We start from the raw sequence: 24,903 nt of genomic DNA on the forward strand, positions 1-24,903 counted from the left end.
CCGGCACGCCCACTGCCTCGGAACATGCCGTTCCGTCACCTGTCACCGCTGACGTACCGCTCTTTCCCCTTTTTACCCGCGAGTTGAACCGTGGACGACCGGTGTCCGTTGCGTACGCGGGCACCGCCGACACCGCCCCGGCCGCGCGACCGGCCGGGAACACCAGAGAGGAACGCCGATGAGCCCGGGCCAAGAGGAAGCGGACGAGCCGGTCACGGTGGCCGAACACGCCACGCAGCGGGGGCCGTCCGAGCCTTCCCCGCACTTCACGGTGGTCATCTCCGGCGACGGATCGGCAGCCGTCGACGGCGAACCGGTGCCGGTCGCGGAGGGGACGACGGTCGACGCAGCGATCCTCGACCTCCTGCACGCACACGCGCGCGACCGGAACACCGCCGTCACGGCGGCGATCTCCGACCCCGCCGCCGGGTATGTGGCACACGTCGAGGTCTTCCCCGACGGCTCCAGCGCGCTGCGGCAGCAGGAGGAAGCGGAGGGAGTGACGGATCCGGCGACGTCCCTCGTCCACGAGGCCGCCGGCCCCTCCGAGGACGACCGGGACGACCGGGACGATCCTGACGTCGTCGACGAGGCGGCCTACGCGCTGCCCGAGTCCGAGAGGGCCCCGGCCGCCCGCCCCGTACCACAGCCCGCACCCGCCCGCCGGCCCGGCGCACGCCAGTCGGACGACGAGTTCGGCGGGCCGGGACTGCTCGGCAGGCCGCTGGTGATCGGGCCGGTGGCGCTCGGTGTGGCCGCCCTGGTCGTCGTGCCGCTGGTGATCCTGGGCAGCGGCGGTTCCGGTGACGGCGGAAACCGGGAGGAGACGGCCGCGCGTGCGGGCGGTTCGCCTTCGGCCTCACCGGCTCTGTCGCCGTCCTCGCTGCCGATCCCGCCGCCGTCCGTCTCCCCGTCGGCCGGGTACAAGGACAAGACCAGGGACAAGGACAAGGACGGGGACAAGGAGGGGAACGGCAAGAAGCCGACACCGAAGGACACGTCGGGGGCGAAGGGCTCGGGCAAGGTCACCGTCACCGTCACGGCCAGGCCCCCGGCGGCCACCACCACCGTCACCGCCGAGCCCGCGCAGGAGACCGCGGCCAGTGCCGTGAAGCGGCTCGCCGCGAACGACCCCTCCGGACGGCACATCTGCTACCGCGCGTACGTCTCGGGGCAGGGCTGGCAGAAGCCGGTGTGCGACGGCACGATCGCCGGCACATCGGGCCGGAACCGGCCGATCAAGGCCCTCAACATCGCGGTGCACGGTGTCGGCGGATCAGCCGCCAACGCCTTCCGGCACTCGGCGAAGCCGGTCGACGGCCGCGGCGCGTGGCAGCCCAGCTGGACGGCCGTCACCGGCGACGGCCGGAACTTCACCATCGGCAGCGCCAAGCGGAACGCGCCGAACATGCTGGGCTTCGCGATGAACGTCGGTACCGGCGAGATCTGCAACACCGTCCGGCTGCGCGGCCACGACTGGGGCGAACGGGCGTGCAGCAAGCCCCGCCCCGACTTCACCTTCGGCGGCACCCTGGACAACGAGGTCTGGCTGGAGGCCGTGAAGCTCACGGTGTGAGCGTGTGGCGATCACGTCGCCGCACGCTGCCAGATCGTCATGTCCATCGTGAGGGCGGCGAGTTCCGGCAGCGCGGTCGACTTCGTCTGGACCGTGAGCAGGGCGATGTCCCCGGTTTTGTGCTTGACGCAGATCTGACCTGCCACCGGCACCGAGGCCAGCGGCCAGCGGCGCTGGTCGGCATGCGCCAGCATGAGCCGGCACTCGTCGAGGGAGACGCCCTCGTCGGTGAACATCTGGATGAAGACACTGGTGTCGCTCTCCAGCGCACATCCGGCGTCCTCGCAGTCGAAACGGATGTCGCCCTCGCGGTCGTCGCGCTGGAACGGCTCCTCGAAGCTCAGCGAGCTCTTCGCGTCCAGCCTCTGGAGCGTCCGGCCGATGGGGCGCGGCGTCCCGGAGGCCGTCGGGGAGGGCTGCGTGGCCCGCGGTGTCCGGCCCTCGGCATCCGCGACGGCCCCGGAGGCCGAAGGCGACGGCGTGGACGCGTCCCCCGACCGCCCGGACCTGCCCGGGTCAGGCGTCGCCGGTGCGCCGGCCACCCAATCGCGGAACCTGTTCCCCGCGTCCTGGACGGTCCACAGCAGGCCGCCCAGGGCCACCACCCCCGCCGTCACGGCCGCGGCCGTGATCAGCGCGGTGCGCCGGCCTCGGGCACGCCGCTTCCCCGGCCCGCCCGGCAGCGGCTGGGGCTGGGTGACGACCAGCGGCTGATGCTGGACGCGTGTGGGAGTGGAGAGACTCGTGGGAGCGGAGAACGGGGCCGGGACCGTCGGCTCCGGTCCCGTGACGTCCCGCCACACGGCCGGGCCCGCGCCCGCGTCGGCGTCCGCGCCCAGTCGCCGCCGGCACCAGTCGACGATCTCCGCCAGGTCCGCCCGGTCCTTCGGATCGGCGGCCAGGCATCGGTCGAACAGCGGTCGGAGCTGCTCGGGCAGCACGGACAGATCGGGCCGGTCGTGCACGATCCGGTACAGCACGCCGAGCGCCGATCCGTCTCCGTACAGAGGGCGGCCCAGGGCCGCGAACGCGGCCGTCTGGCCCAGGGCGAAGACGTCGGTCGCCGCCGTGACCTCGCCCACGGAGGCTTGCTCGGGGGCCATGAAGTGGGGCGTGCCGACAGCGGCGCCGGTGGCGGTGTGCGAGGTGAAGCCGGCGGCCAGCGAGATGCCGAAGTCGATCACGCGCGGCCCGTCGGCGGCGAGCAGCACGTTCGACGGCTTGAGGTCCCGGTGCACGATCCCGGCGGCGTGAATGGCCTGGAGTGCCTCGGCCACCCCCGCCACCAGCCACAGCACCGCGGGCACCGGCAGGGGTCCCCGGCTGGCGACCGCCTCCGCCAGGGACGGGCCGGGCACGTACAGCGTGGCCGCCCAGGGCGGTGTGCCGTCCGCGTCGGCGTCGATGAGCTCGGCGGTGTACGCGCCCCGGACCCGCCGGGCCGCCTCCACCTCCCGGCGGAACCGCCGCCGGAACTCCGGGTCGTCGGCCAGTTCCGGCCGGACCACCTTGATCGCCACCGGTCGGCCGCCCTGCGTGTGCGAGAGGTAGACCCGGCCCATCCCACCCGCACCGAGCCGGGCGGCGAGGCGGTATCCGGCCACCACGGGCGGATCGTCGCCCCGCAACGGCTGGAACACCTCGGTCGCGTGGTTCATCGGCTCGTCTCCCCCTCGTCCCCTGGTCCCCCGGTCAACCAGGAGTTGACCAAGGCAGAAGCCTAAGCGGAGTCCGGCGGGCTCATGACGCGGCCGGGGCCTTGGGCGGGCTGGTGAGTTCCTCGCCCGCCTCCATCGGGTGGGTGACGTCATGGGCGTCGCGGCCGTGCCGGCCCAGGTGGTTGAAGACCAGGTTGAGCAGCACGGCCGCCACACAGCCCGTGGAGATGCCGGAGTCCAGGACGATCCGGGCCGTCTCCGGGAAGGCGTGGTAGAACTCCGGCGCCGTGATGGGGATGATGCCGACGGCCAGGGAGACCGCCACGATCAGGACGTTGTTGTCCCGGTCCAGGGCGGCCCGGACCAGGGTCTGGATGCCGCTGGCGGCGACCGAGCCGAACAGGACCACGCCCGCCCCGCCGAGCACCGGGCGCGGTACGACGGCGATCAGCGAGGCCGCCATCGGGCACAGGCCCATCAGCACCAGGAAGCCGCCGCCCGCGGCGACGACGTACCGGCTGCGGATCTTCGTCATGGCGACCAGGCCGATGTTCTGCGCGAAGGCGCTGCACATGAAGCCGTTGAAGAGCGGGCTGATCGCCGAGCCGAGGGTGTCGGCGCGCAGGCCGGCCGCGATGGTCCTCTCGTCGGCCGGGCGGTCGACGATCTCGCCCAGCGCCAGCATGTCGGCGGTCGATTCGGTCATCGACACCACCATCACCACGCACATCGAGATGATCGCGGCGAGCTGGAACTGCGGGGCGCCGAAGTGGAACGGGGTGGGGAAGCCGATGACGGCCGCCTCCGCGACGGGGCCGAAGTCCGTGGCGCCGAACGGGATCGCGATCAGCGTGCCGATCACCAGGCCGAGCAGCACGGCGATCTGCTTGACGAAGCCCGTGGTGAAGCGGCGCAGCAGCAGCACGATCAGCAGGGTGACGGCCGCGAGGCCCAGGTTGGTCGCCGAGCCGTACTCGTGTGCCGTCGGATCGGGTCCCTGCGCCCAGCCGAAGGCGACCGGGAGCAGCGATATGCCGATCAGGGTGATGACCGTGCCCGTGACCACGGGCGGGAAGAAGCGGATCGCCTTGCAGAAGACGGGGGCCGCCAGGAAGCCCAGGAGTCCGGCGACGATGACCGCGCCGAAGATGATGGGCAGGGCGTCGGACTTGTCCTCCGTGGAGGCGACGATCGCGGTCATCGGGGCGACACCGGCGAAGGTGACGCCGTTGACGAACGGCAGCCGGGCGCCGATCTTCCAGATACCGAGGGTCTGCAGGAAGGTGGCGAGGCCCGCGGTGAACAGGCAGGCGCCGGTGAGGAAGGTCAGGTCGCCGGCGGAGAGGCCGATGGCCGCGCCGACGATCAGGGGCGGGGCGACGACGCCCGCGTACATGGCGGCCACGTGCTGCAGGCCGGTCGTCGCCATCTTGAGTGCGGGGAGTTTTTCGTCAACGGGGTGGTCGGCCACGGCGGCGTCCCTCCGGTCGGTTACACGGCTGGGCCCGAGGGCCGCCGTGGGTGTCAGGGAGGTGGTGCGGGGGTGGTCATGGGGGCACCTCCCTGCTCGAGCGAAGCCGAGAGCTTGGGGAGGGACCGGACATGCGGCGGACGGCGTGGGTGGCCGTTCCGGGGCGCGCGCGTGTACGCGCGCGCCCCGGAGACGACCGCCGTGGTCCCCGCTCGGGTCCACGGCCACCGGCCGGGAGCCGTCCCTCCCGGCCGGAGTCATCCGGGTGGTCAGGCCTCGGCGGCGATCCTCGCCAGGCGCCGGGCCTCGTCCCGCGTGGCGCGGGCGATGGCGTCCTCGTCAGCCGTGAGCAGCCGTCCGTCCTCGACGATCTGCCGGCCGTCCACGAAGGAGGCGGTGACCGGGGCCGCCGCGCCGAAGACCAGGGCGGTCACCGGGTCGGCGATGGAGGCGTGGGCGAGGGTGTCCAGCTTCCACAGCACGAGGTCGGCGAGCTTGCCGGGCTCCAGCGAGCCGGTCTCCGCTGCCCTGCCCAGGACCTGAGCGCCGCCGTACGTACCGAGCCGCAGGGCCTGACGGGCGTTCAGGGCGGCTTCCCGGTGGGCGCCGAGGCGGTTGATGAGGAGCGCGTTGCGCAGCTCGGTGTGGAGTTCGCCGGACTCGTTGGAGGCGGTGCCGTCGACGCCGAGGCCGACCGGGACGCCGGCCGCGAGCATGTCGGGGACGCGGGCGATGCCGGCCGCGAGGCGGGCGTTGGAGGAGGGGCAGTGCGCGACGCCGGTGCGGGACCGGGCGAAGGCGGCGATGTCGGAGTCGTTCATGTGGACGCAGTGCGCCATCCACACGTCCTCGCCGAGCCAGCCGGTGGACTCGAAGTAGTCGGTCGGGCCCATGCCGAACAGTTCGTGGCAGAACTTCTCCTCCTCCACGGTCTCCGAACCGTGGGTGTGCAGCCGGACGCCGAGGCGGCGGGCCAGCTGGGCGCCGTCGCGGAGCAGTTCGGTGGAGACGGAGAAGGGCGAGCAGGGCGCGACGGCGACCTGGGTCATGGCGTCGAAGGAGGAGTCGTGGTGCCGGCGCACGGTCTCCTCGGTGGCCGCCAGCGCACCGTCGAGGGTCTCGACGGCGAAGTCCGGGGGCAGGCCGCCGTCCTTCTCGCTGCGGTCCATGGAGCCGCGGGCGAGGGTGAAGCGGACGCCCATGTCGCGGGCGGCGCCGATGATCGCGCCGGAGAGGTCGCCGGAGCCGCGCGGGAAGACGTAGTGGTGGTCCATGGCGGTGGTGACGCCGCCGCGGGCCATCATCGCCAGCGAGCCCTGGGCTGCCGCGCGGACCATCGGCTCGTCGATGCGCGCCCAGGTGGGGTACAGCGCGACGAGCCAGTTGAAGAGGTTGTGGTCCGTGGCCAGGCCGCGGGTGATCCACTGGTAGAAGTGGTGGTGGGTGTTGATCAGGCCGGGGGTCACGAGGTGGCCTGAGGCGTCGATACGGCGTGCGACGTTCTCCAGGCCCTCGGGGGCCGCGCCCGCGCCGAGTGACTCGATGCGGTTGCCGGCGAGGACGACGTGCCCGGAGGCGTACTCGGTGTCGTGTCCGTCGACGGTCGCGATCGCGCAGTTCTCGATGACGATGCGCCGCTCAGCTGCCATGGTTCGTCCCTTTTCACGAAGTGTGCTGAATCGAAGAGGGCACGGCAGGACCCTGGGAGTTTTGAGTGCCGTGGCCGGGAGAAGGGTTCCCCGGCCACGGGTGCCGAAAGGGGGAACGTCAGAGGTTGGTGAGGTCCTCGGGGATCCGCGCCTCGCAGCCGTCCCGCAGGATCGTCGCCTCGATCAGGCCGTACGGGCGGTCGGCGGCGTAGTACACCTCGTTGTCGTTCTTCAGCCCGAACGGCTCCAGGTCCACCAGGAAGTGATGCTTGTTCGGGAGGGAGAAGCGGACCTCGTCGATCTCGCTGCGGTGGTTGATGATCCGCGAACCCATTTGGTACAGGGTCTGCTGGAGCGAGAGCGAGTACGTCTCGGCGAAGGCCTGGAGCATGTGCTTCTTCACCTGCTCGTAGGACTTCTCCCAGTTGGGCATGCGCTGCTCGTCGTCGGTCCAGTTGAACCGCCAGCGGCCGGAGACCTCGGTGGCCAGGATGCGGTCGTAGGCCTCCTTCAGCGTCGTGTACTTGTCCTTGACGTAGCCCCAGAACTCGGAGTTGGTCGAGTTCATCACGACGAGGTCCTTGAGGCCGGAGACGACCTCCCACTTCTCACCGTCGTAGGTGATCTGGGTCAGCCGGACCTCCTGGCCCTTGCGGACGAAGGAGTGCTTGACCTCGTCGGCGCCGATGAACTGCGAGGTGGCGTCGGAGGCCTCGATCCGCTCCCAGGCGTACTCCTCGATGCGGATCCGGGCCCGGTGGATCGGCTCCTGGCTGGTGACGAAGTGCCGGGCGAGGTGGATGCCGAACTGCTCGGCGGACTCGATGCCGTGCTCCTTGGCGAACGCGTACACCGTGTTCTTGGTGGTGTCGGTCGGCAGCACGTTGGCGTTCGAGCCGGAGTAGTGGACCTCGTCCATGTCACCGGAGAGGGCGACGGAGACGTTGAGGTCCTTGATGTGGTGGGTGGCGCCGTCCCGCGTGATTTTGACGACTCGGTTCTCGGCCTTGCCGTACTGGTTCTGTCCCAGAATGGTGGGCATCTCTAGCTAGCTCCCTCGGTATACGGAGTAGCCGAACGGGTTGAGCAGCAGCGGTACGTGGTAGTGCTCACCGGCCTCGACGGCGAAGGTGATCGCCACCTCGGGAAAGAACGCACCGCTGTCCCGATTCGCGGGGGCGTCCTGCTGCGCATCGGCTTGCTTCTTCGCAGATTCTTCGAAGTACGGCTCCACCGCGAAGTCGAGCCGTACGTGGGTGGTGCCCTCCGGCAGCGCCGGCAGGTCCTTGCACCGCCCGTCCGCGTCGGTCGCGGAGCCGCCGAGCGCCTGCCAGTGCGCGGTCCGGCCGGTGCGGGCGGAGAGCCGGACGGCGACGCCCTCGGCGGGGCGGCCGACGCTGGTGTCCAGGATGTGCGTGGACACGGACGCGGTGGCGGAGGTGCTCATGCGGCTGTCAGTCCTCTTCGACGAGTCGGGCCAGACGGATGCGGTTGATCTTCCCCAGTTCGGTGCGGACGATCTCCCGCTCCCGCTCCGGCGGGTTGCCGATCCGTTCCCGGACGGCGTCGCGCATCTGCTCGCCCGTCCGGCCGGTGGCGCAGATCAGGAAGACATGGCCGAACTTCTCCTGGTAGGCGAGGTTCAGTTCCAGCATCTCCGCCTTGAGTGCGTCGGAGGCGCCGGCCATGCCGCTCTGCTCCCGGGCCGAGGTGGGGTCACCCGGCATGGGGCGGCCGATGGGCGGATGACCGGCCATCGCCTCGTCGAGGTCCGCGGCCGTCAGCTCCGCCATGGCGGCGTCGCTCTCGGCGTACAGGTCCTCGCAGGTGGCGTAGGGGCGGGCGGCCAGCAGGCGCTTCGCCCACGCCGTGGAGGCGCACGCCTCGCGGAGGGCGGTGTACGCCGCGTGCTCCTCCAGGGCGTTGAACCGGGTCAGGCCCGGCGGCGTGGAAGTGGACGTCACGGGAGCCTCCGTGGCCGGTGTCGGCCTTCGTGCTGAACGGGCGTGCCGATAGCTAACGCCCTCCCGCGACAGCACGTCAACAGTTTGTTGAAAATTCGGTGGCGCGAAACCGGACCGCCGCGGGCCGGCCGGTCAGGCCCCCTTCTCGCGGTTGAGGTAGTTGTAGACGGTGAACCGGCTGACGCCGAGGGCGCTCGCCACGGTCTCCACGCCGTGCCGTACGGAGAAGGCGCCGCGCGCCTCGAGTATGCGCACGACCTCCTGCTTGGCCCTGCGGTCCAGGTCGGCCAGCGGCACGCCCTTGCGGCGTTCCATGGCGGCCAGGATGTGATCGAGGGAGTCGGCGAGCTGCGGCAGCCGGACGGCGACGGCGTCCCGGCCCTCCCAGGCGAGGACGACGTCATCGGGACCGGCCTCGTCGGGCGGGATCATCTCGCCACCCATGGCGTCGACCAGGGGTTTCACGGCCGCGATGAACGGCTCGTCCCCCGCGCCGCTCACGCCTCGCCCTCCTCGACCACGTTGACCTGGAGCGTGACCCGGGTGGCACCGGCCTCCAGGGTCTTGCGGAGCAGGGTGTCCACGGCGGTGAGCACCGCGTCGGCGCCGCCCTCCGCGGTGTTACCGAACGGGCCCACGTCCACGGCGTCCAGCTCGGCGCTCTGCACGACCTCGCGGGCCACCACCGCGTGCGCGGGCGCCTCGTCCAGGTCGAACGGCTCGGTCGTGAACTCCACTCTCAGTCGCACGCGCTCAACCTAACGCGCGGGACGGACTTTCCGGCAGCCCCTCTTGACAGCCCTCGCACCCCACAGGCAATCTTCCGTTAAGCAGAAATACGATTCCACCATACGGAATAAGCGCCATGGACGCTCGCACCATGGAAGACACGGAAGGGAGCGCCGCCCCGATGGGATTCGCAGACCAGCGCTTCAACGTCAACCTGTCGATCCTCTTCACGGAGCTGCCCCTCCTGGAGCGTCCCGCGGCCGCCGCCGCGGCGGGCTTCACCGCGGTCGAGCTGTGGTGGCCCTGGGTCGACTCGCCGGTCCCCGGGCAGTCCGAGCTCGACGCCCTCAAGCGCGCGATCGACGACGCCGGCGTCCAGCTCACCGGCCTGAACTTCTACGCCGGGCAGCTCCCGGGCCCGGACCGCGGCGCCCTGTCGGTTCCCGGTGCGGAGTCGGAGCGGTTCCGGGCCAACATCGACGTGGCCGCCGGTTTCGCCGCCTCCCTGGGCTGCACGGCCCTCAACGCCCTGTACGGCAACCGCGTCGAGGGCGTGGACCCGGCCGAGCAGGACGCGCTCGCCCTGGAGAACCTGGTTCTCGCGGCCCGGGCCGCCGACCGGATCGGCGCGGTCCTGCTGATCGAGGCGCTGAACAAGCCCGAGTCGCCGCTGTACCCGCTGGTGTCCGCGCCCGCCGCCGTCGAGGTCGTCGACAAGGTCAACGAGGCGACCGGCCTCGGCAACGCCCGCTTCCTGATGGACCTCTACCACCTGTCCATGAACGGCGAGGACCTCCCGTCGGTGATCGAGCGGTTCGCCGCGAAGACCGGCCACGTCCAGATCGCCGACAACCCGGGCCGGGGAGCCCCGGGCACGGGCTCACTGCCCCTCGAAGACCTCCTCGGCCGGCTGACGAAGGCGGGCTACGACGGCTGGGTCGGCCTCGAGTACAAGCCGGGCGACCGCCCGAGCGCCGAGGCCTTCGACTGGCTTTCCCGCTGACCCCGCATCTGAAAGGCACCCCATCATGAGCACACTCCCCAAGATCGCCTGGATCGGACTCGGCATCATGGGCTCCCCCATGTCCGAGAACCTGATCAAGGCGGGCTACCAGGTCACCGGCTACACGCTGGAGCAGGACAAGCTGGACCGCCTGGCGGCCGCGGGCGGCACCGCCGCCGGTTCGATCGCCGAGGCCGTGCGGGACGCCGACGTCGTCATCACGATGGTCCCGGCCTCTGAGCAGGTCGAGGCCATCGCCTACGGCCCCGACGGCATCCTGGAGAACGCGCGGTCCGGCGCGCTGCTGATCGACATGTCCTCGATCACCCCGCAGACCTCGGTCGACCTGGCGAAGGCCGCGCAGGAGAAGGGCATCCGGGTGCTGGACGCCCCGGTGTCCGGCGGTGAGGCGGGGGCCGTGGAGGCCGTGCTGTCCATCATGGTCGGCGGCGAGCAGGCCGACTTCGACCAGGCCGAGCCGCTCTTCGAGGCGCTCGGCAAGACCATCGTGCTGTGCGGCCCGCACGGCTCCGGCCAGACCGTGAAGGCCGCCAACCAGCTGATCGTCGCCGTCAACATCCAGGCGTGCGCCGAGGCCGTGGTCTTCCTGGAGAAGTCCGGGGTGGACCTGAAGGCGGCCCTGGACGTCCTGGGCGGCGGCCTCGCCGGCTCGACCGTGCTGACCCGCAAGAAGGACAACTTCCTCGGCCGGGACTTCAAGCCGGGCTTCCGGATCGACCTGCACCACAAGGACATGGGCATCGTCACCGACGCCGCCCGCAACGTCGGCGCGGCCCTGCCCGTCGGTGCCGTGGTCGCCCAGCTGATCGCGTCCCTGCGCGCGCAGGGTGACGGCGGCCTGGACCACTCGGCGCTGCTGCGGGCCGTGGAGCGGCTCTCCGGCGCCCAGGTCTGACCCTCCCCCGACCCTCGTGACCCCGGGGGTCCCCGATCCCGGGCGGCGCCGCCGCTGACACCTGTCCTGTCGCGCCCAAAGCGGCTGCGCCGCCCGGAACCAGCCATGCCCACCGCTTCAACAAATTGTTGACGCTCCGCTCGCCCCGACCCTAGGCTCCACAAAGCGGAAACATATTTCCGCTGCCCTCTCGTACGGAAGGTCACGATGCCGCAGCGCGTGCTCACCACCGAGTCCGGCGCCCCCGTCGCCGACAACCAGAACTCCGCCACCGCCGGTGCCGGTGGCCCGCTCCTGCTCCAGGACCAGCATCTGCTGGAGAAGCTGGCCCGCTTCAACCGCGAGCGCATCCCGGAGCGCGTGGTGCACGCCCGCGGCTCGGGCGCGTACGGCCACTTCGAAGTGACCGATGACGTCACGGACTTCACCCACGCCGACTTCCTGAGCGAGGTCGGCAGGCGCACCGAGGTGTTCCTGCGCTTCTCGACCGTCGCCGACTCGCTCGGCGGGGCGGACGCGGTGCGCGACCCGCGCGGTTTCGCGGTGAAGTTCTACACCGAGGAGGGCAATTACGACCTCGTCGGGAACAACACCCCGGTGTTCTTCATCAAGGACCCCATCAAGTTCCCCGACTTCATCCACTCGCAGAAGCGCGACCCGTTCACGGGCCGTCAGGAGCCGGACAACGTCTGGGACTTCTGGGCGCACTCCCCCGAAGCCACGCACCAGGTGACCTGGCTGATGGGCGACCGCGGCATCCCGGCCTCCTACCGGCACATGAACGGCTACGGATCGCACACCTACCAGTGGACCAACAGCCGTGGCGAGGCGTTCTTCGTCAAGTACCACTTCAAGACCAACCAGGGCATCCGCTGCCTGAGCAGCGAGCAGGCCGCCGAGATCGCGGGCAGGGACCCCAACTCGCACCAGACGGACCTGCTCCAGGCCATCGAGCGGGGCGTGCACCCGTCCTGGACGCTCCACGTGCAGCTGATGCCGGCGGCCGAGGCGGCGGAGTACCGCTTCAACCCGTTCGACCTGACCAAGGTGTGGCCGCACCAGGACTACCCGCTCCGGCGCGTGGGCCGGCTGGTGCTGGACCGCAACCCGGACAACGTCTTCGCCGAGGTCGAGCAGGCCGCGTTCTCCCCGAACAACTTCGTGCCGGGTATCGGCCCCTCCCCCGACAAGATGCTCCAGGGCCGCCTCTTCGCCTACGCGGACGCCCACCGCTACCGCCTGGGCGTCAACCACACCCTGCTGGCCGTCAACGCCCCCCGCGCCACGACCGCGCAGAACTACGGCCGGGACGGCCTCATGGCGTCCAACCCGCAGGGCCGGTACGCCAAGAACTACGAGCCGAACTCCTACGACGGCCCGGTCGAGACCGGCCGCCCCCTGTCGGCGCCGCTCGCGGTGCACGGCCACACGGGCACCCACGAGGCGCCCCTGCACACCAAGGACGACGACTTCTTCCAGGCGGGCGAGCTGTTCCGGCTGATGTCCGCGGAGGAGAAGTCCCGCCTGGTCGCGAACATCGCCGGCGGCCTGTCCCAGGTCTCCCGCGACGACGTGATCGAGAAGAACCTCGCGCACTTCCACGCCGCCGACCCCGAGTACGGGCGGCGCGTGGAGGAGGCGGTCCGCTCCCTGCGCGAGGACTGAACTCCCTGACCGTGTCCGACCGCCCGGGGCGACCCGGATGAGGGGTGGTCCCCCGGGCACGGACACGGTCAGGGCGCGGACCGCGGCGGCGTGCGAGCCAGTGCGGTGGTGAAGGGCCCGGCCCGGCTTCTCGACCTGAGGGAGGCCGGCCCCGGAGCCCGTCGCACCCGCCGCGGTCCCAGCACCGCCCACCCCTCTCCCCCCGACTCCGTCCGGCGGCGCGAACGTCCTGTCGCGCCCAGCCTCGCGCCGCCGGACGGCCTGCCTCCCCGGGGTGCGGAACCGTCCCGTTCGCAGCAGCCTGAAGGCATGGCACCTCCCACCGAACACCCGCATGTCGTGGTTCACGCCCCCGCCCTGGACGGCTCGCGCCGGGTCACCCTGGGCGAGGAGCCGCTGGGCGTCGCGACCCACGCCGACGACGTCTCCGAGATCCTGCGCCTGGCCGACCTGTACGTGACCGACGTCGCCGAGAGCGACCTCGTCGAGTGGCAGGGCGGCGGGCCGGACGACTGGCCGGGGCTGTCGGAGCACCACGAGGCGTGAGCGCGTCTACGGCACCGGCCGTACGTCCCGTACGGCACCCTCAAATGAACCTCTGAACCCGGCCCCGGGGGCTTCAACCGCCCCCGGGGCCGGGCACATTCTCGTCACACGGGGCCCGTCGGCACGGGGGCGGCGGGCCCCGGTACGGGGGGTGAGGCCATGAGCGACGGTACGGCGGTCCGGCTGGAGCCGCACGAGATCGCACTGCTGGGGGAAGGCCCGCGGGCCGCCGTCACCGTCGCCGTGGTGGAGCTGCGTCTGCGGGGCCTGGTGGAGGCGGACCTGCCCGGGACGATCCGGGCGCGTGCCGCGGACGGCTTGGAGGCGGTGCGGCCGCCTTCTCCTCTCGCGGCCGCGGTGCGCGCCCGGCTGCGCGAGCCGGCCGCCCAAAAGAGCCTCGTGAAGGATTCGGACATCCGGCTCGCGGTGGCCCTCATGCGGATCCCGCTCGCGGAGGCGGGGCTGCTGCGCTATCCCCTGCTCGGGCCGACCCGCGCCGCCCGCCGCCACGTCCGCGGCCTGCGACAGGACCACCCCCTGCCGGCGAGCAGGCACGGCCTGAGCGACGGTGAACGGCTGCTGCTGGTCGCCCTGCACGGCGAGGCGGCCCTGCGGCTGCTGGTGCCGCGCTTCGCCCTGCGGGCGGGTCTGGTCCGCCGAGCCGAGGTGGGCGGCAAGAGCCTCCTGAAGAACTCACCACGCGGCCGGGGTGGCGGGGGCGGGGGTTACCACTACTGCGGTGGCGGCGGGGGCGGCTGCGGAGGCGGAGGGAGCTGACCCGGTGCGTGCGGCTGCGGGCAGGCGGCACGGGAGATGCCTGAGGGGCGGTCCGTCCTCATGGACGGGCCGCCCCTCTGGCTCCGCTGTGCGTCAGGCCTTCAGCGTCCGGACCGCGGTCGGCGCGTGGCCGGGCTCGGTGGCGATCTCCTCGAACTCCACGACGTTGCCGATGTCGTTGGTCGTCGACATGGAGATGTTGGTGACGCGCTCCAGGATCGCCTCGACGACGACCGGGACCCGGTGCTCCGCGGCCAGCTTCTTGGCCTGCTCGAAGGCATCGCCCAGCTCCGCCGGGTCGGTGACGCGGATGGCCTTGCAGCCGAGGCCCTCGGCGACCTTGACGTGGTCGACGCCGTAGACGCCGAGCTCCGGGGAGTTGAGGTTCTCAAACTCCAGGTTGACCTGGAAGTCGATCTCGAACGCCCGCTGCGCCTGGCGGATCAGCCCCAGGTAGGAGTTGTTCACCAGGACGTGGACGTAGGGGATCCGGTGCTGCGCGCCGACGGCCAGCTCCTCCAGCATGAACTGGAAGTCGTAGTCGCCGGAGAGGGCGACGACGGACGCCTCCGGGTCGGCCTTGGCGACGCCGAGCGCGGCCGGGATGGTCCAGCCGAGCGGGCCCGCCTGACCGCAGTTGATCCAGTGGCGGGGCCGGTAGACGTGCAGCATCTGGGCGCCGGCGATCTGCGAGAGGCCGATCGTGGAGACGTACCGGGTCTCCGGGCCGAAGGCCTTGTTCATCTCCTCGTAGACGCGCTGCGGCTTGATCGGGATGTCGTCGAAGTGCGTACGCCGCTGGAGGGTCGCCTTGCGCTCCTGTGCGGCCTCGGCCCACGCGGAGCGGTCGGGCAGCGCGCCGGCGGCCTTCAGCTCGCGGGCGACCTCGACGAACAGCTCCAGGGCGGCCCGGGCGTCGGAGGCGATGCCGTAGTCGGGGGCGAAGATCCTGCCGATCTGGGTGGGCTCGATGTCGACGTGGACGAACGTCCGCCCGGCCGTGTAGACGTCGAGCTTGCCGGTGTGGCGGTTGGCCCAGCGGTTGCCGATGCCGAGGACGAAGTCGGACTCCAGGAACGTGGCGTTGCCGTAGCGGTGCGAGGTCTGGAGGCCGACCATGCCGGCGTTCAGCTCGTGGTCGTCGGGCAGCAGGCCCCAGCCCATCAGGGTCGGGACGACCGGGGTGCCGGTCAGTTCGGCGAACTCGACGAGGAGTTCGGCGGCGTCGGCGTTGATGATGCCGCCGCCCGCGACGATCAGCGGCCGCTCGGACGCGTTGAGCATCCCGATCGCCTTCTCGATCTGGGCGCGGGTCGCGGCGGGCTTGTAGACCGGGAGCGGCTCGTAGGTCTCCGGGTCGAACTCGATCTCCGTCAGCTGCACGTCGATCGGCAGGTCGATGAGGACCGGGCCGGGGCGGCCGGAGCGCATCAGGTGGAAGGCCTGCTGGAAGACGCCCGGGACCTGCGCGGCCTCCAGCACGGTGACGGCCATCTTCGTGACCGGTTTGGCGATGGAGGCGATGTCGACGGCCTGGAAGTCCTCCTTGTGGATCACGGCGGTCGGGGCCTGGCCCGTGATGCACAGGATCGGGATGGAGTCGCCGGTCGCGGAGTACAGGCCCGTGATCATGTCGGTGCCGGCCGGGCCCGAGGTGCCGATGCAGACGCCGATGTTGCCCGGGTGGGTGCGGGTGTAGCCCTCGGCCATGTGCGAGGCGCCCTCGACGTGCCGGGCGAGGGTGTGGGTGATGCCGCCGGAGGCTTTGAGCGCCGCGTAGAACGGATTGATCGCCGCGCCGGGGACACCGAACGCGTCGGCGACGCCCTCACGCTTGAGGATCTCAACTGCCGCGCGGGCAGCGGTCATTCGAGCCATCGAGTACTCCTGCTTCGGCTGTCGGATTCGCACTCCCGTCGCGCCCCGCGGTAAGCTCTTCCGTATTGCGGAATTTATTTTCTACTATCTGGAAGGAATGTATGCGGGGCGGGCGAGGGGCGTCAAGAGACGCCAAGCTCCGGACAGGGCGGGGAGCGAGGGAGCACGATGGGCACGCTGTCCCGACGCGACACGGTTCTGGAGTGGCCATGACCGAGACCGTTGCGGTGCGCTGCCCGGCCTGCCGCCGCGAGCACCGCTACACGGCTCCCGCGTACCCCTGCGCGTGCGGCGCGCCGGTCGCCCCGCGACTGGACCGCGACGGCTCGCCGACGCCCGTCTCGCACCGCGTCTGGCAGGACGAATGGGTGACGGTGCGATGCGGCTCCTGCGGGCGGCCCGGCGAGTGGCCGCACCCGGAGGTGGGGTGCGCGTGCGGGGTGGTGCTGCGGGTGGCGGTGGTGGAGGGCCGGGGCGGCACCGGGGACGAGGAGGCGGCGGCCGACGGAACGCCGCCGACCGAGAGCACGGGGACCGGCCGGACTGCGGCGGTGGGCCGGGGTGAGACATCCGCCCGGGAGATGTCGCCGGCCGGGGGCGGCCGGGAGCCGACGGCGGCCGCCCGGCCCCCTTTCCGCTCCGTCACCATCCGCACCGCCCTCGACGCCGTCACCGCCACCGCGCTGTATCTGCGCTGGCTCGGGTACCGGGGTGTCCGGCGGGCGGATCAGCGGCCCCCGTCCGGGATCGGACTGGCCGCCCGCGGTGTCGTCGCGCAGGTGGACCCCGCCGTGCGCCCGGCGGGTCTGCGGGAAGTGGAGTGCCTGTGGCTGACGGCCATGACCGAGTCCGCGGACGGCCTCTACTTCTCCCTCGCCGGGTACGCCGACGACGCCCGGGCCCGTGCCGATGCCCTGGGCGTCCCGCTGTTCGTCCTGGACCTCACCGGCACACCGAGGCCGGTGAACGCCCCGGCCGAGGCGCTGGCCGCGACCGGCTCCGCAAAACGGGCCCCCTGACCACGCCACCGCGCCGCACACTCACCGCATACTCACCGCATGCGCATCCGCCCCGCGACCCCGGCCGAACCCCCCGTCCTCCAGGACATCGAACGGGCCGCCGGCGCCCCCTTCCGCGACCTCGGCATGCCGGAGATCGCCGACGACGAGCCGCCCGCCCTCGACGTCCTGGAGCACTACCGCAGGGCGGGCCGCTGCTGGGTCGCCGCCGGCCCGGAGGACCGGCCGGTCGCCTACCTCCTCGCCGAACCGGTCGACGGCGCCCTGCACATCGAGCAGGTCTCGGTCCACCCGCGGGCCGCACGCCGGGGCGTTGGCCGCGCCCTCCTGGCCCACGCCGCCGACCGCGCCCGCGAGGAAGGGCTGACCTCCTTGACACTGACGACTTTTGCGGACGTCCCGTGGAACGCCCCTTACTACGAGCGCCTCGGCTTCCGCCCGATCCCCGAGGAGGACCTCACGCCCGGCCTCCGCGCGATCCGCGCCACGGAGGCCGCACACGGCCTGGACCGCTGGCCGCGGGTGTGCATGCGCGCACCGCTGTGACGGGCGGGCAGGCCTCCGCACCGCCGCACGCCGCCCCTCAGCCGTCCGCGAACCTCTCCCGCAGCTCCACCTTGCGTACCTTCCCGGACACCGTCATCGGGAAGGAGTCGAGGATCCGTACCCGGGCCGGCACCTTGTAGTGCGCCAACTGCCCCTCGCAGAAGGCTCGCAGCTCCTCCAGGGTCGGCGGGTCGTCCGGGTCGCGGGCGATGACGCAGGCCAGAACCTCCTCGCCGTAGCGCTCGTGCGGGACGCCGACGACCTGGACGTCCTGGATCTTCGGGTGGCCGTAGAGGAACTCCTCGATCTCGCGGGGGTAGATGTTCTCCCCGCCCCGGATGATCATGTCCTTGATGCGGCCGACGATCTCGACGTAGCCGTCCTCGCGCATCACGGCGAGGTCGCCCGTGTGCATCCAGCGGCCGGCGTCGACGGCCTCGGCGGTCTTCTCCGGCTCGTTCCAGTAGCCGAGCATCACGCTGTAGCCGCGGGTGCACAACTCACCTGCCGTGCCACGCGGTTGCGTGACCCCCGTCGCCGGGTCGACGATCTTGACCTCGATGTGCGGCAGGACCCGGCCGACCGTGCCGGTGCGGTGCTCCAGGTCGTCGTCCCGGCGGGTCTGGAGGGACACCGGGGACGTCTCGGTCATGCCGTAGCAGATGGAGACCTCCGCCATGTGCATCTCGGCGACCACCCGCTTCATCACCTCCACCGGGCAGGGCGAGCCCGCCATGATGCCGGTGCGCAGGGAGGAGAGGTCGTAGGAGGCGAAGTCGGGGAGGTTCAGCTCGGCGATGAACATGGTCGGGACGCCGTAGAGCGAGGTGCAACGCTCCTGCTGGACCGCGTCCAGGGTGGCCTTGGCGTCGAACGACGGGGCGGGGATGACCATGCAGGCGCCGTGCGAGGTGGCGGCGAGATTGCCCATCACCATGCCGAAGCAGTGGTAGAAGGGCACCGGGATGCAGATCCGGTCCTGCTCGGTGTAGGCGATCAACTCCCCCACGAAGTATCCGTTGTTGAGGATGTTGTGGTGGGAGAGGGTCGCGCCCTTGGGGAAGCCCGTCGTGCCCGACGTGTACTGGATGTTGATCGGGTCGTCGCAGGAGAGTTCGGCGTACGCCGCGTCGGGGGTCGCCCGGCCGAGCAGCGCCTCCCAGCCCGGATCGCCGAAGTAGACCACCTCCCGCAACTCCGGTACGCGACCGCGGACTTGCTCGACCATCGCCCGGTAGTCGCTGGTCTTGTGACCGAGGGAGGCGAACAGCAGGGAGACGCCGGCCTGCTTGAGGACGTACTCCACCTCGTGGGTGCGGTACGCCGGGTTGATGTTCACCATGATCGCGCCGATGCGGGCGGTGGCGTACTGGACGAGCACCCACTCGGGGCAGTTGACGGCCCAGATGCCCACCCGGTCGCCCTTGGCCACCCCGGAGGCGTGCAGGGCGGAGGCCAGCTCGTCGACCGCCGCACCGAACTCGGCGTACGTCCAGCGCCGTCCGGACGGCACGTCGACCAGGGCCTCGCGGTCCGGCCAGGCGGCCACCGCCCGGTCCAGACTGGCTCCGATGGTGTCGCCGAGCAGCGCCGTCCGGCCGGTGCCGTGGCTGTAGGAGTTCACCGGAAGTCCTCCTCGCGGTATTCGGCGTCCGACCCGGCCGCCGTGGCCTCACGCAGCTCGATCCGGCGGATCTTGCCTGAGACGGTCTTGGGCAGGGCGCCGAACTCCAGCCGGCGGATGCGCTTGTAGGGGGCCAGCGTCTCGCGGGAGTGCTCGAACAGGACCTTGGCCGTGTCGGGGCCGGGCTGCCAGCCCTCCGCCAGGACGACGTAGGCCTTCGGGACGGCGAGCCGCAGTTCGTCCGGGGCGGGCACGACCGCCGCCTCGGCGACCGCGTCGTGCTCCAGCAGCGCGCTCTCCAGCTCGAACGGGCTGATCTTGTAGTCGGAGGCCTTGAAGACGTCGTCACTTCGCCCGATATAGGTCAGACAGCCTTCTTCATCCCTGGCAGCGACGTCTCCCGTGCGGTAGTAGCCGCCCGCCATCGCCTCCGCCGTGCGGTCCGCGTCGCCGTGGTAGCCGGTCATCAGGCCGACGGGGCGGTCGGACAGGTCGAGCGCGATCTCGCCCTCCGCCGCGCCCGGCGCGCCGGACACCGGGTCGAGGAGTTCGACGCGATAGCCGGGGCTCGGCCGGCCCATGGAGCCGGTCTTGAGCGGCTGGCCGGGGCTGTTGGCGACCTGCACGGCCGTCTCGGTCTGGCCGAAACCGTCCCTGATGGTGCGGTTCCAGGCCCGGCGGACCTGCTCGATGACCTCCGGGTTGAGCGGCTCGCCGGCCGCGACGACCTCGCGGGGCGGGGTGCGCAGCTGCGTCAGGTCGGCCTGGATGAGCATGCGCCACACGGTCGGCGGGGCACAGAAGGTGGTGACGCCCGCCCGGTCCATCTCGGCCATGAGACGGACGGCGTCGAAACGCGTGTAGTTGTGCAGGAAGACGGTCGCCTCGGCGTTCCACGGGGCGAACAGGTTGGACCAGGCGTGCTTGGCCCAGCCGGGTGAGGAGATGTTCAGGTGTACGTCGCCGGGCTTCAGTCCGATCCAGTACATGGTGGACAGATGGCCGACCGGGTACGACGTGTGGGTGTGCTCGACGAGCTTGGGCCGGGCGGTGGTGCCCGAGGTGAAGTAGAGCATCAGCGGGTCGTCGGCCCGGGTGGGGCCGTCGGGGGTGAAGTCGGCGGAGGCGCCGTAGGCGTCGTCCAGCGGCAGCCAGCCGTCCGGCACGGCACCGGCGGCGCCTGCGGCGATGCGCGTGTAGTGGCCCGGGACCTCGGCGAACTTCCCGGTGTCCTCGGGGCGCGCGATGACGTGCCGGACCCGGCCGCGCTCGACGCGGTCACGCAGGTCGGCGGGGCCCAGCAGCGGGGTGGCCGGGATGACCACCGCGCGCAGCTTCATCGCGGCGAGGGCGGTGATCCACAGTTCGGCCTGGTTGCCGAGCATGACGAGGATCCGGTCCTCGGCGCGCACGCCCAGCTCGCGCAGCCAGGTGGCGAACTGCGCCGACCGTACCGACATCTCCCCGAAGGACAGCCGGGTCTCGCGGCCGTCCTCCTCGACGAGGTGGAGGGCGGTGCGGGCGTTGCCGTCGGCGATCTCGTCGAACCAGTCGAGCGCCCAGTTGAAGTACTCGGGGCGGGGCCAGCGGAAGCCCGCGTAGGCCGTCGGGTAGTCCTCGCGGTGCTCCAGCAGGAAATCCCGCGCGTCGCGGAACAGTGCCGTCGCCGATGTCATCTGTCCTCCTGGGTGCCGGACCATTGCCGGGCGGCTCCGAGCCATCGTGTAATCCGTGATGCAGGTCTCACTACCCCCGAACGGGGGGTGCGCCCGCGCAGGAACCGTAGTGAAGGGGCGATCAGGTGACGACAGACGCGTCCGACGCGGTCGAGATGCGCAACGCGCTGCTGCGTCTGCGGCGGGGCACCGGCCTTCCGATCGCCTTCGGCGGCCTGCTGGAGGCCGGGCAGCAGATGCGCATCACCGAACTGAGCGGCACGGCGACGCACGCCCTGCGGTCGCTGGTGGTGACGTCCGGCACCGGTCTGGGCGGCAAGACGGTGGCGCTGTCCCGGCCGTGCGTGGTGACGGACTACTCGGCGTCGCGGCAGATCAGCCACGAGTACGACGCCCCGGTGGCCGCGGAGGGGCTGCGCTCGGTGCTGGCCGTGCCGGTGGTGGTGCGGCACCGGGTGCGCGGGGTGCTGTACGGGGCGCTGCGCACGGCCCTGCCGCTGGGCGGCCGGATGCTGGACGCGGCGGTCGAGGCGGCGCGGGACGTGGAGCGGGCGCTGGTGGTCCGGGACGAGGCCGGCACGCTCGTCGCCGGGGCGGGTCCGGGGTGGGAGCAGGTGCGGGAGGCGCACGCGGCCCTGCGGGCGCTGGCGGGGCGGATCGCGGACCCGGAGCTGCGGGCGGAGCTGCTCGGCGCGTGCGCGCTGCTGACGGCCGAATCCGCGGGACCGACGGCCGAGTGCGGCGGGCCGGTCCGGGTCCGGCTGGCGCCGCGCGAGGTGGACGTCCTGGCGTGCGTGGCGGCGGGTGCGACGAACGCCGTCGCGGCCGACCGGCTGGGCGTGACGCCGGAGACCGTCAAGGGGTACCTGCGGTCGGCCATGCGGAAGCTGCGGGCCCGCACCCGTGGCGAGGCCGTGGTCGCCGCGCGCCGGGCGGGGTGGTTGCCGTAGGTTTGTGGTGTTTTCTGTCGCACGTGCTGATTCGAGCTGCCGGACGGTTCCCGACGGGGCACCGGCCTCGTGTCCCGCCGCATTCGGGAGACCGATGAATTCGCCCGCCGGCACCTGTTGTAATTTCCCTCACCACACCGTCCCTCCGAAATTCAAAGAGCCGTTGCCTAATATTGGCCAGGACACGACACAGGGAGGGGAGCCGTGACCGTGCGACGGGACTTCCAGGAGCCTCCCAGGAGCCGCCCCGACCTGGTCATCGGCCGGGAGGAACTGTTCACCTCGGCCCGTGAGCAGCTCGGCCGGGGCGGCAGTGTGCTGCTCCACGGTCCGGCCGGAATTGGAAAGTCCACGGTCCTGCGGGCGCTGGCCGCGGATTACGGCGGTGCGGCGCGGACGGTGTTGCGCTGCTCGGCGACCGAGTCGGAATCCCACCTGCCCTTCCTGGCGCTGGCCGACCTGTTCGGGCTGGTCCTGGAGGACGTGTCGGGTGCGCTGCCCGGCGCCCAGCGCACCGCCCTGGAGTCGGCGCTGACCGGACGTGGCGAGTCCACGCTCCAGCGGGACGGGCTCGCACTGCGCCTGGCGGTGCTGTCGGCGCTGCGCGTCCTCGCCGCGAAGGGCCCGGTACTGGTGGTCGCCGACGATCTCCAGTGGCTGGATGCCGCCAGTGCGGAACTGCTCGGCTTCGCGGCCCGCCGGCTGGGTGACACGCCCGTGCAGATGCTGTGCGCGGTGCGGACCGAGGGCCAGGAGTACGACCGGCACCTGCCGGCGTCCCCGCCCGACACGCTCGCCGTCCGGCTGGGCCCGCTGAACCGTACGCAGGTCTCGGCGCTGCTCGACCACCGCGGCTACACGCCCCTGTCGCGCTCCACGATCCGCGACATCCACCGCACCAGTGGCGGCAACCCGCTCTTCGCGCTGGAACTGGGCCGGGCCCTGGCCGAGAGCCCGGCCCGGCCGCGCCCGGGCGAGCCGCTGCCGGTGCCCACCTCGCTCCGGGCCCTGGTGCTGAGCCGGCTGGAGATGCTGTCGGACGAGGCGCGCCGCACCCTCCTGGTGGCCAGCGCCGGCGCCCGCCCCACCCTGGCGCTGCTGCACGCGGCCGGCCGGGAGCACGCCGAGGCCGAGACGGCCCAGGCGGCCGCCCTGGGGCTGCTCGCCACGGACCCCGAGGCGCCGGCCCTGCGGTTCGCGCACCCGCTGATCTCGGCGGCGCTGTACGCGGAGGCCCCGGCGCAGGAGCGGCGGGCCGTGCACGCCGCGCTGTCCACGGCGGCATCCGACCCGATCGAGCGGGCCCGGCACCTGGCCCTGGCCACCACCGGCACCGACCCGGACGTGGCGGCCCGGCTCGCCGAGGCCGGTGCGCTGGCCCGGGACCGCGGCGCCCCTTCCGTGGCCGCCTCGCTCGGGCTGCTCGCCGCCCGGCACACCCCGGTGGACAGCACCCCGGGCCCCGACGAACGCCGTCTGCAGGCAGCGGAGGACGCGATCACCGCCGGCGAGGCCGATCTCGCCCGCGACATCGCACGTGACGTACTGACGCGTGCCACCGTGCCCGCGGAGCGGGTGCGGGCGTGGATGGTCGTCATCGAGGCGGCCGGGCAGGCCCTCGGCGAGGTCGACGCCGTCTTCCCGCAGGTCCTGGCCGACGCGGGCGACGACCCCTGCCTGCTCGCGCAGGTGTACTACCAGCTGGCCTGGCGCGGCCTGGTCGTCGAGGGCGACTTCGCCGAGGCCCGCCAGGAGGCGGCGCACGCGGCAGAGCTCGCCGCCCGGGGCGGTGACCGCCGGACCGAGCTGATGGCGCTGTCCTTCCAGGCCTCCACCGAGACCCTGATGGGCCACCCGGACGCCCCCGCGACCGTCAAACGGGCGCTGAAGGAACCCCAGGACCCCTACGTGGCCTGCCACCACAACGGCGCCGGGTCGGCCCGGTTCCGCTGGCTGATCATGAGCGACCAGCTCCCCGAGGCGCGGGCGACGATCACCTCGCTGCTGCGCGAGGTGCGCCGGCGCGGGATGGTCGAGAGCGAGGTGCACTTCCTGCGTTTCCTCGCCGACACGGAACTGCGCTCCGGGCACTGCGGCCGGGCCCTGGACCTGGCCCGCGAGAGCCTGCGGCTGGCCCGGGACTCCGGGATCGGCGAAGGTGCCTCGGCCATGCTCGCCTCCCTCGCGGAGGCGTCCGCCGGGGACGTCGACCGGGCGCTGGCCCTCGCCCGGGAGGCGGCGGACCACGCCGAGGTCGACGGCGACCAGATGTACCTGTCCCGGGCCCTCGCGGCGCTGGGCTACGCCCAGTTGGTGGCCGGCGACCCGGCCGCCACCGTCCGTTCGCTGCGCCGGGTGCGGGAGCTGGAGCAGGGCCTCGGCATCAACGACCCCGGGCGCGGCCGCTGGCACGGCGACCTCGCCGAGGCGCTGGTCCGCATCGGCGAGCCGGGCGAGGCCCAGGACGTCATCGACACGACCCGGGCGCACGCGCTGCGGCTGGGCCGGCAGAGTGTGCTGGCCGTTCTGGACCGGGCCGAGGCGCTGGTGCGGGCGGCACGGGGCGAACACGAGGCCGCCATCGTCCGGTTGACGTCCGTGCAGGACCGGCTCGGCCGGCTCGGGTACGGCCTGGAGGAGGCGCGGGCCGCCTTCGCGCTGGCCCGCCTGCGCGCCCAGTCCGGCGCCTTCCCCCGTACCGGCGCGCGGCCTCTGCCGGGACCGGCGTCGTACGACGAGGCCGCCCGGCTGTTCCGGCGCTGCCGCGCGCTGCCGTGGCTGCGGCAGGTCGACGCCGCGGCCACGGCCGGTTCCGCCGCGGCGGAACCGCCCGCCGCCGCGCCGGCCGTCGCCCTGGACGCGCTGGAGGGGCTGGCCGCGATGGAGCGTCAGGTCGCCTCGCTGGTGATGGAGGGCGCGACCAACCGGGAGATCGCGGCGCGCCTGTTCATCAGCGTCAAGACCGTCGAGGCGACCCTCACCCGGGTCTACCGCAAGCTCGGGATCCGCTCCCGGGTGGACATCGTCCGGCTGGCCGCGGGCCGCCGGACGACCTGACCCACCTGGGTTTACGCGACCGGACCGAGGGTTATCCCTGCCCAACTCCCTTAGGGGGTTCCCTCATTGGGAGCCCCCTCGTCCGGGCTCTAGCTTTGGGGCGTGCCGCTCGCCGGGCACACGGAGATCCGAACAAAGGCGTCAGGGTCCCCGTGCACGACCACCCGCGCGACCCCCCACCGGCAACTCCCCAAGGAGA

21 protein-coding genes are annotated in these 24,903 nt (G+C 72.2%); 10 read left to right on the top strand and 11 right to left on the bottom strand.

What is annotated here, in order from left to right:
* The first annotated feature begins 178 nt into the window (after positions 1-178).
* Positions 179-1,576 carry a hypothetical protein gene (locus tag OO68_RS42950; RefSeq protein ID WP_051814387.1) on the top strand — a complete coding sequence of 466 codons (1,398 nt, stop codon included), beginning with the start codon at positions 179-181 and terminating at the stop codon, positions 1,574-1,576.
* Positions 1,577-1,587: 11 nt separating this feature from the next.
* Here OO68_RS42950 and OO68_RS03720 read toward each other — a convergent pair whose 3' ends face one another.
* The 8 genes from OO68_RS03720 to OO68_RS03755 all read right to left on the bottom strand — a co-directional run bounded on the left by OO68_RS03720 (position 1,588) and on the right by OO68_RS03755 (position 9,067).
* Entirely contained in the window at positions 1,588-3,234 is a 1,647-nt protein-coding gene (locus OO68_RS03720) for a serine/threonine-protein kinase (RefSeq protein ID WP_033306629.1), read from the bottom strand.
* A gap of 82 nt (positions 3,235-3,316) precedes the next feature.
* Positions 3,317-4,705, bottom strand: coding sequence for a nucleobase:cation symporter-2 family protein (locus OO68_RS03725; RefSeq protein WP_033306630.1), 1,389 nt, complete (start codon positions 4,703-4,705; stop codon positions 3,317-3,319).
* Between the two features lie 269 nt (positions 4,706-4,974).
* On the bottom strand, positions 4,975-6,354 hold the full coding sequence (locus OO68_RS03730) for an 8-oxoguanine deaminase (RefSeq protein WP_033306631.1): 1,380 nt from the start codon (positions 6,352-6,354) through the stop codon (positions 4,975-4,977).
* A 118-nt stretch (positions 6,355-6,472) separates the two neighbouring features.
* The gene (pucL, locus tag OO68_RS03735; RefSeq protein ID WP_033306632.1) at positions 6,473-7,396 is read right to left on the bottom strand and encodes a factor-independent urate hydroxylase; all 924 of its coding nucleotides are present in this window, start codon (positions 7,394-7,396) and stop codon (positions 6,473-6,475) included.
* 6 nt (positions 7,397-7,402) lie between these two features.
* Positions 7,403-7,801 carry a hydroxyisourate hydrolase gene (gene uraH, locus OO68_RS03740; protein ID WP_033306633.1) on the bottom strand — a complete coding sequence of 133 codons (399 nt, stop codon included), beginning with the start codon at positions 7,799-7,801 and terminating at the stop codon, positions 7,403-7,405.
* A gap of 7 nt (positions 7,802-7,808) precedes the next feature.
* Positions 7,809-8,318 carry a 2-oxo-4-hydroxy-4-carboxy-5-ureidoimidazoline decarboxylase gene (gene uraD, locus OO68_RS03745; protein WP_033306634.1) on the bottom strand — a complete coding sequence of 170 codons (510 nt, stop codon included), beginning with the start codon at positions 8,316-8,318 and terminating at the stop codon, positions 7,809-7,811.
* Positions 8,319-8,450: 132 nt separating this feature from the next.
* On the bottom strand, positions 8,451-8,819 hold the full coding sequence (locus OO68_RS03750) for a helix-turn-helix domain-containing protein (protein ID WP_033306635.1): 369 nt from the start codon (positions 8,817-8,819) through the stop codon (positions 8,451-8,453).
* Positions 8,816-9,067, bottom strand: a complete 252-nt coding sequence (locus OO68_RS03755; protein ID WP_033306636.1) for a hypothetical protein — start codon at positions 9,065-9,067, stop codon at positions 8,816-8,818. Before OO68_RS03755 ends, OO68_RS03750 begins: the two co-directional genes overlap by 4 nt.
* Positions 9,068-9,228: 161 nt before the next feature.
* On the opposite strand from OO68_RS03755, the gene OO68_RS03760 reads away from it, so the two are divergent.
* The 5 genes from OO68_RS03760 (at position 9,229) to OO68_RS03780 (ending at position 13,954) form a co-directional block, all read left to right on the top strand.
* Positions 9,229-10,050: a TIM barrel protein gene (locus OO68_RS03760; RefSeq protein ID WP_033306896.1), complete on the top strand. Its 822-nt coding sequence runs from the start codon at positions 9,229-9,231 to the stop codon at positions 10,048-10,050.
* Between the two features lie 25 nt (positions 10,051-10,075).
* Positions 10,076-10,966, top strand: a complete 891-nt coding sequence (locus tag OO68_RS03765) for a 2-hydroxy-3-oxopropionate reductase (RefSeq protein WP_033306637.1) — start codon at positions 10,076-10,078, stop codon at positions 10,964-10,966.
* Between the two features lie 207 nt (positions 10,967-11,173).
* Entirely contained in the window at positions 11,174-12,631 is a 1,458-nt protein-coding gene (locus OO68_RS03770; RefSeq protein WP_033306638.1) for a catalase, read from the top strand.
* A gap of 309 nt (positions 12,632-12,940) precedes the next feature.
* The gene (locus OO68_RS03775; RefSeq protein WP_033306639.1) at positions 12,941-13,177 is read left to right on the top strand and encodes a hypothetical protein; all 237 of its coding nucleotides are present in this window, start codon (positions 12,941-12,943) and stop codon (positions 13,175-13,177) included.
* Between the two features lie 159 nt (positions 13,178-13,336).
* A complete protein-coding gene (locus OO68_RS03780) occupies positions 13,337-13,954 on the top strand; it encodes a hypothetical protein (RefSeq protein ID WP_033306640.1) in 618 nt (205 codons plus the stop codon).
* Between the two features lie 93 nt (positions 13,955-14,047).
* On the opposite strand, the gene gcl is transcribed toward OO68_RS03780, so the two are convergent.
* Positions 14,048-15,832, bottom strand: coding sequence for a glyoxylate carboligase (gene gcl, locus OO68_RS03785; RefSeq protein ID WP_033306641.1), 1,785 nt, complete (start codon positions 15,830-15,832; stop codon positions 14,048-14,050).
* 209 nt (positions 15,833-16,041) lie between these two features.
* On the opposite strand from gcl, the gene OO68_RS03790 reads away from it, so the two are divergent.
* Both OO68_RS03790 and OO68_RS03795 read left to right on the top strand, forming a co-directional pair.
* Positions 16,042-16,851: a hypothetical protein gene (locus OO68_RS03790; protein ID WP_033306642.1), complete on the top strand. Its 810-nt coding sequence runs from the start codon at positions 16,042-16,044 to the stop codon at positions 16,849-16,851.
* 39 nt (positions 16,852-16,890) lie between these two features.
* Complete coding sequence (locus tag OO68_RS03795) at positions 16,891-17,397, top strand: GNAT family N-acetyltransferase (RefSeq protein ID WP_033306643.1); 507 nt, start codon at positions 16,891-16,893, stop codon at positions 17,395-17,397.
* Between the two features lie 37 nt (positions 17,398-17,434).
* Here the strand turns inward: OO68_RS03795 and OO68_RS03800 are convergent, their stop codons facing one another.
* Both OO68_RS03800 and OO68_RS03805 read right to left on the bottom strand, forming a co-directional pair.
* Positions 17,435-19,021 carry an AMP-binding protein gene (locus OO68_RS03800; protein WP_033306644.1) on the bottom strand — a complete coding sequence of 529 codons (1,587 nt, stop codon included), beginning with the start codon at positions 19,019-19,021 and terminating at the stop codon, positions 17,435-17,437.
* On the bottom strand, positions 19,018-20,697 hold the full coding sequence (locus OO68_RS03805; RefSeq protein ID WP_033306645.1) for an AMP-binding protein: 1,680 nt from the start codon (positions 20,695-20,697) through the stop codon (positions 19,018-19,020). The genes OO68_RS03800 and OO68_RS03805 overlap by 4 nt, the downstream gene beginning before the upstream one ends.
* A gap of 125 nt (positions 20,698-20,822) precedes the next feature.
* On the opposite strand from OO68_RS03805, the gene OO68_RS03810 reads away from it, so the two are divergent.
* Together OO68_RS03810 and OO68_RS03815 are read left to right on the top strand one after the other, a co-directional pair.
* Entirely contained in the window at positions 20,823-21,647 is an 825-nt protein-coding gene (locus OO68_RS03810) for a helix-turn-helix transcriptional regulator (protein ID WP_033306646.1), read from the top strand.
* 204 nt (positions 21,648-21,851) lie between these two features.
* The gene (locus OO68_RS03815) at positions 21,852-24,704 is read left to right on the top strand and encodes a helix-turn-helix transcriptional regulator (protein WP_033306647.1); all 2,853 of its coding nucleotides are present in this window, start codon (positions 21,852-21,854) and stop codon (positions 24,702-24,704) included.
* Positions 24,705-24,903: the final 199 nt, after the last annotated feature.

The organism is Streptomyces iakyrus, from assembly GCF_000717055.1.
In the GTDB taxonomy this organism is placed as follows: domain Bacteria; phylum Actinomycetota; class Actinomycetes; order Streptomycetales; family Streptomycetaceae; genus Streptomyces; species Streptomyces iakyrus.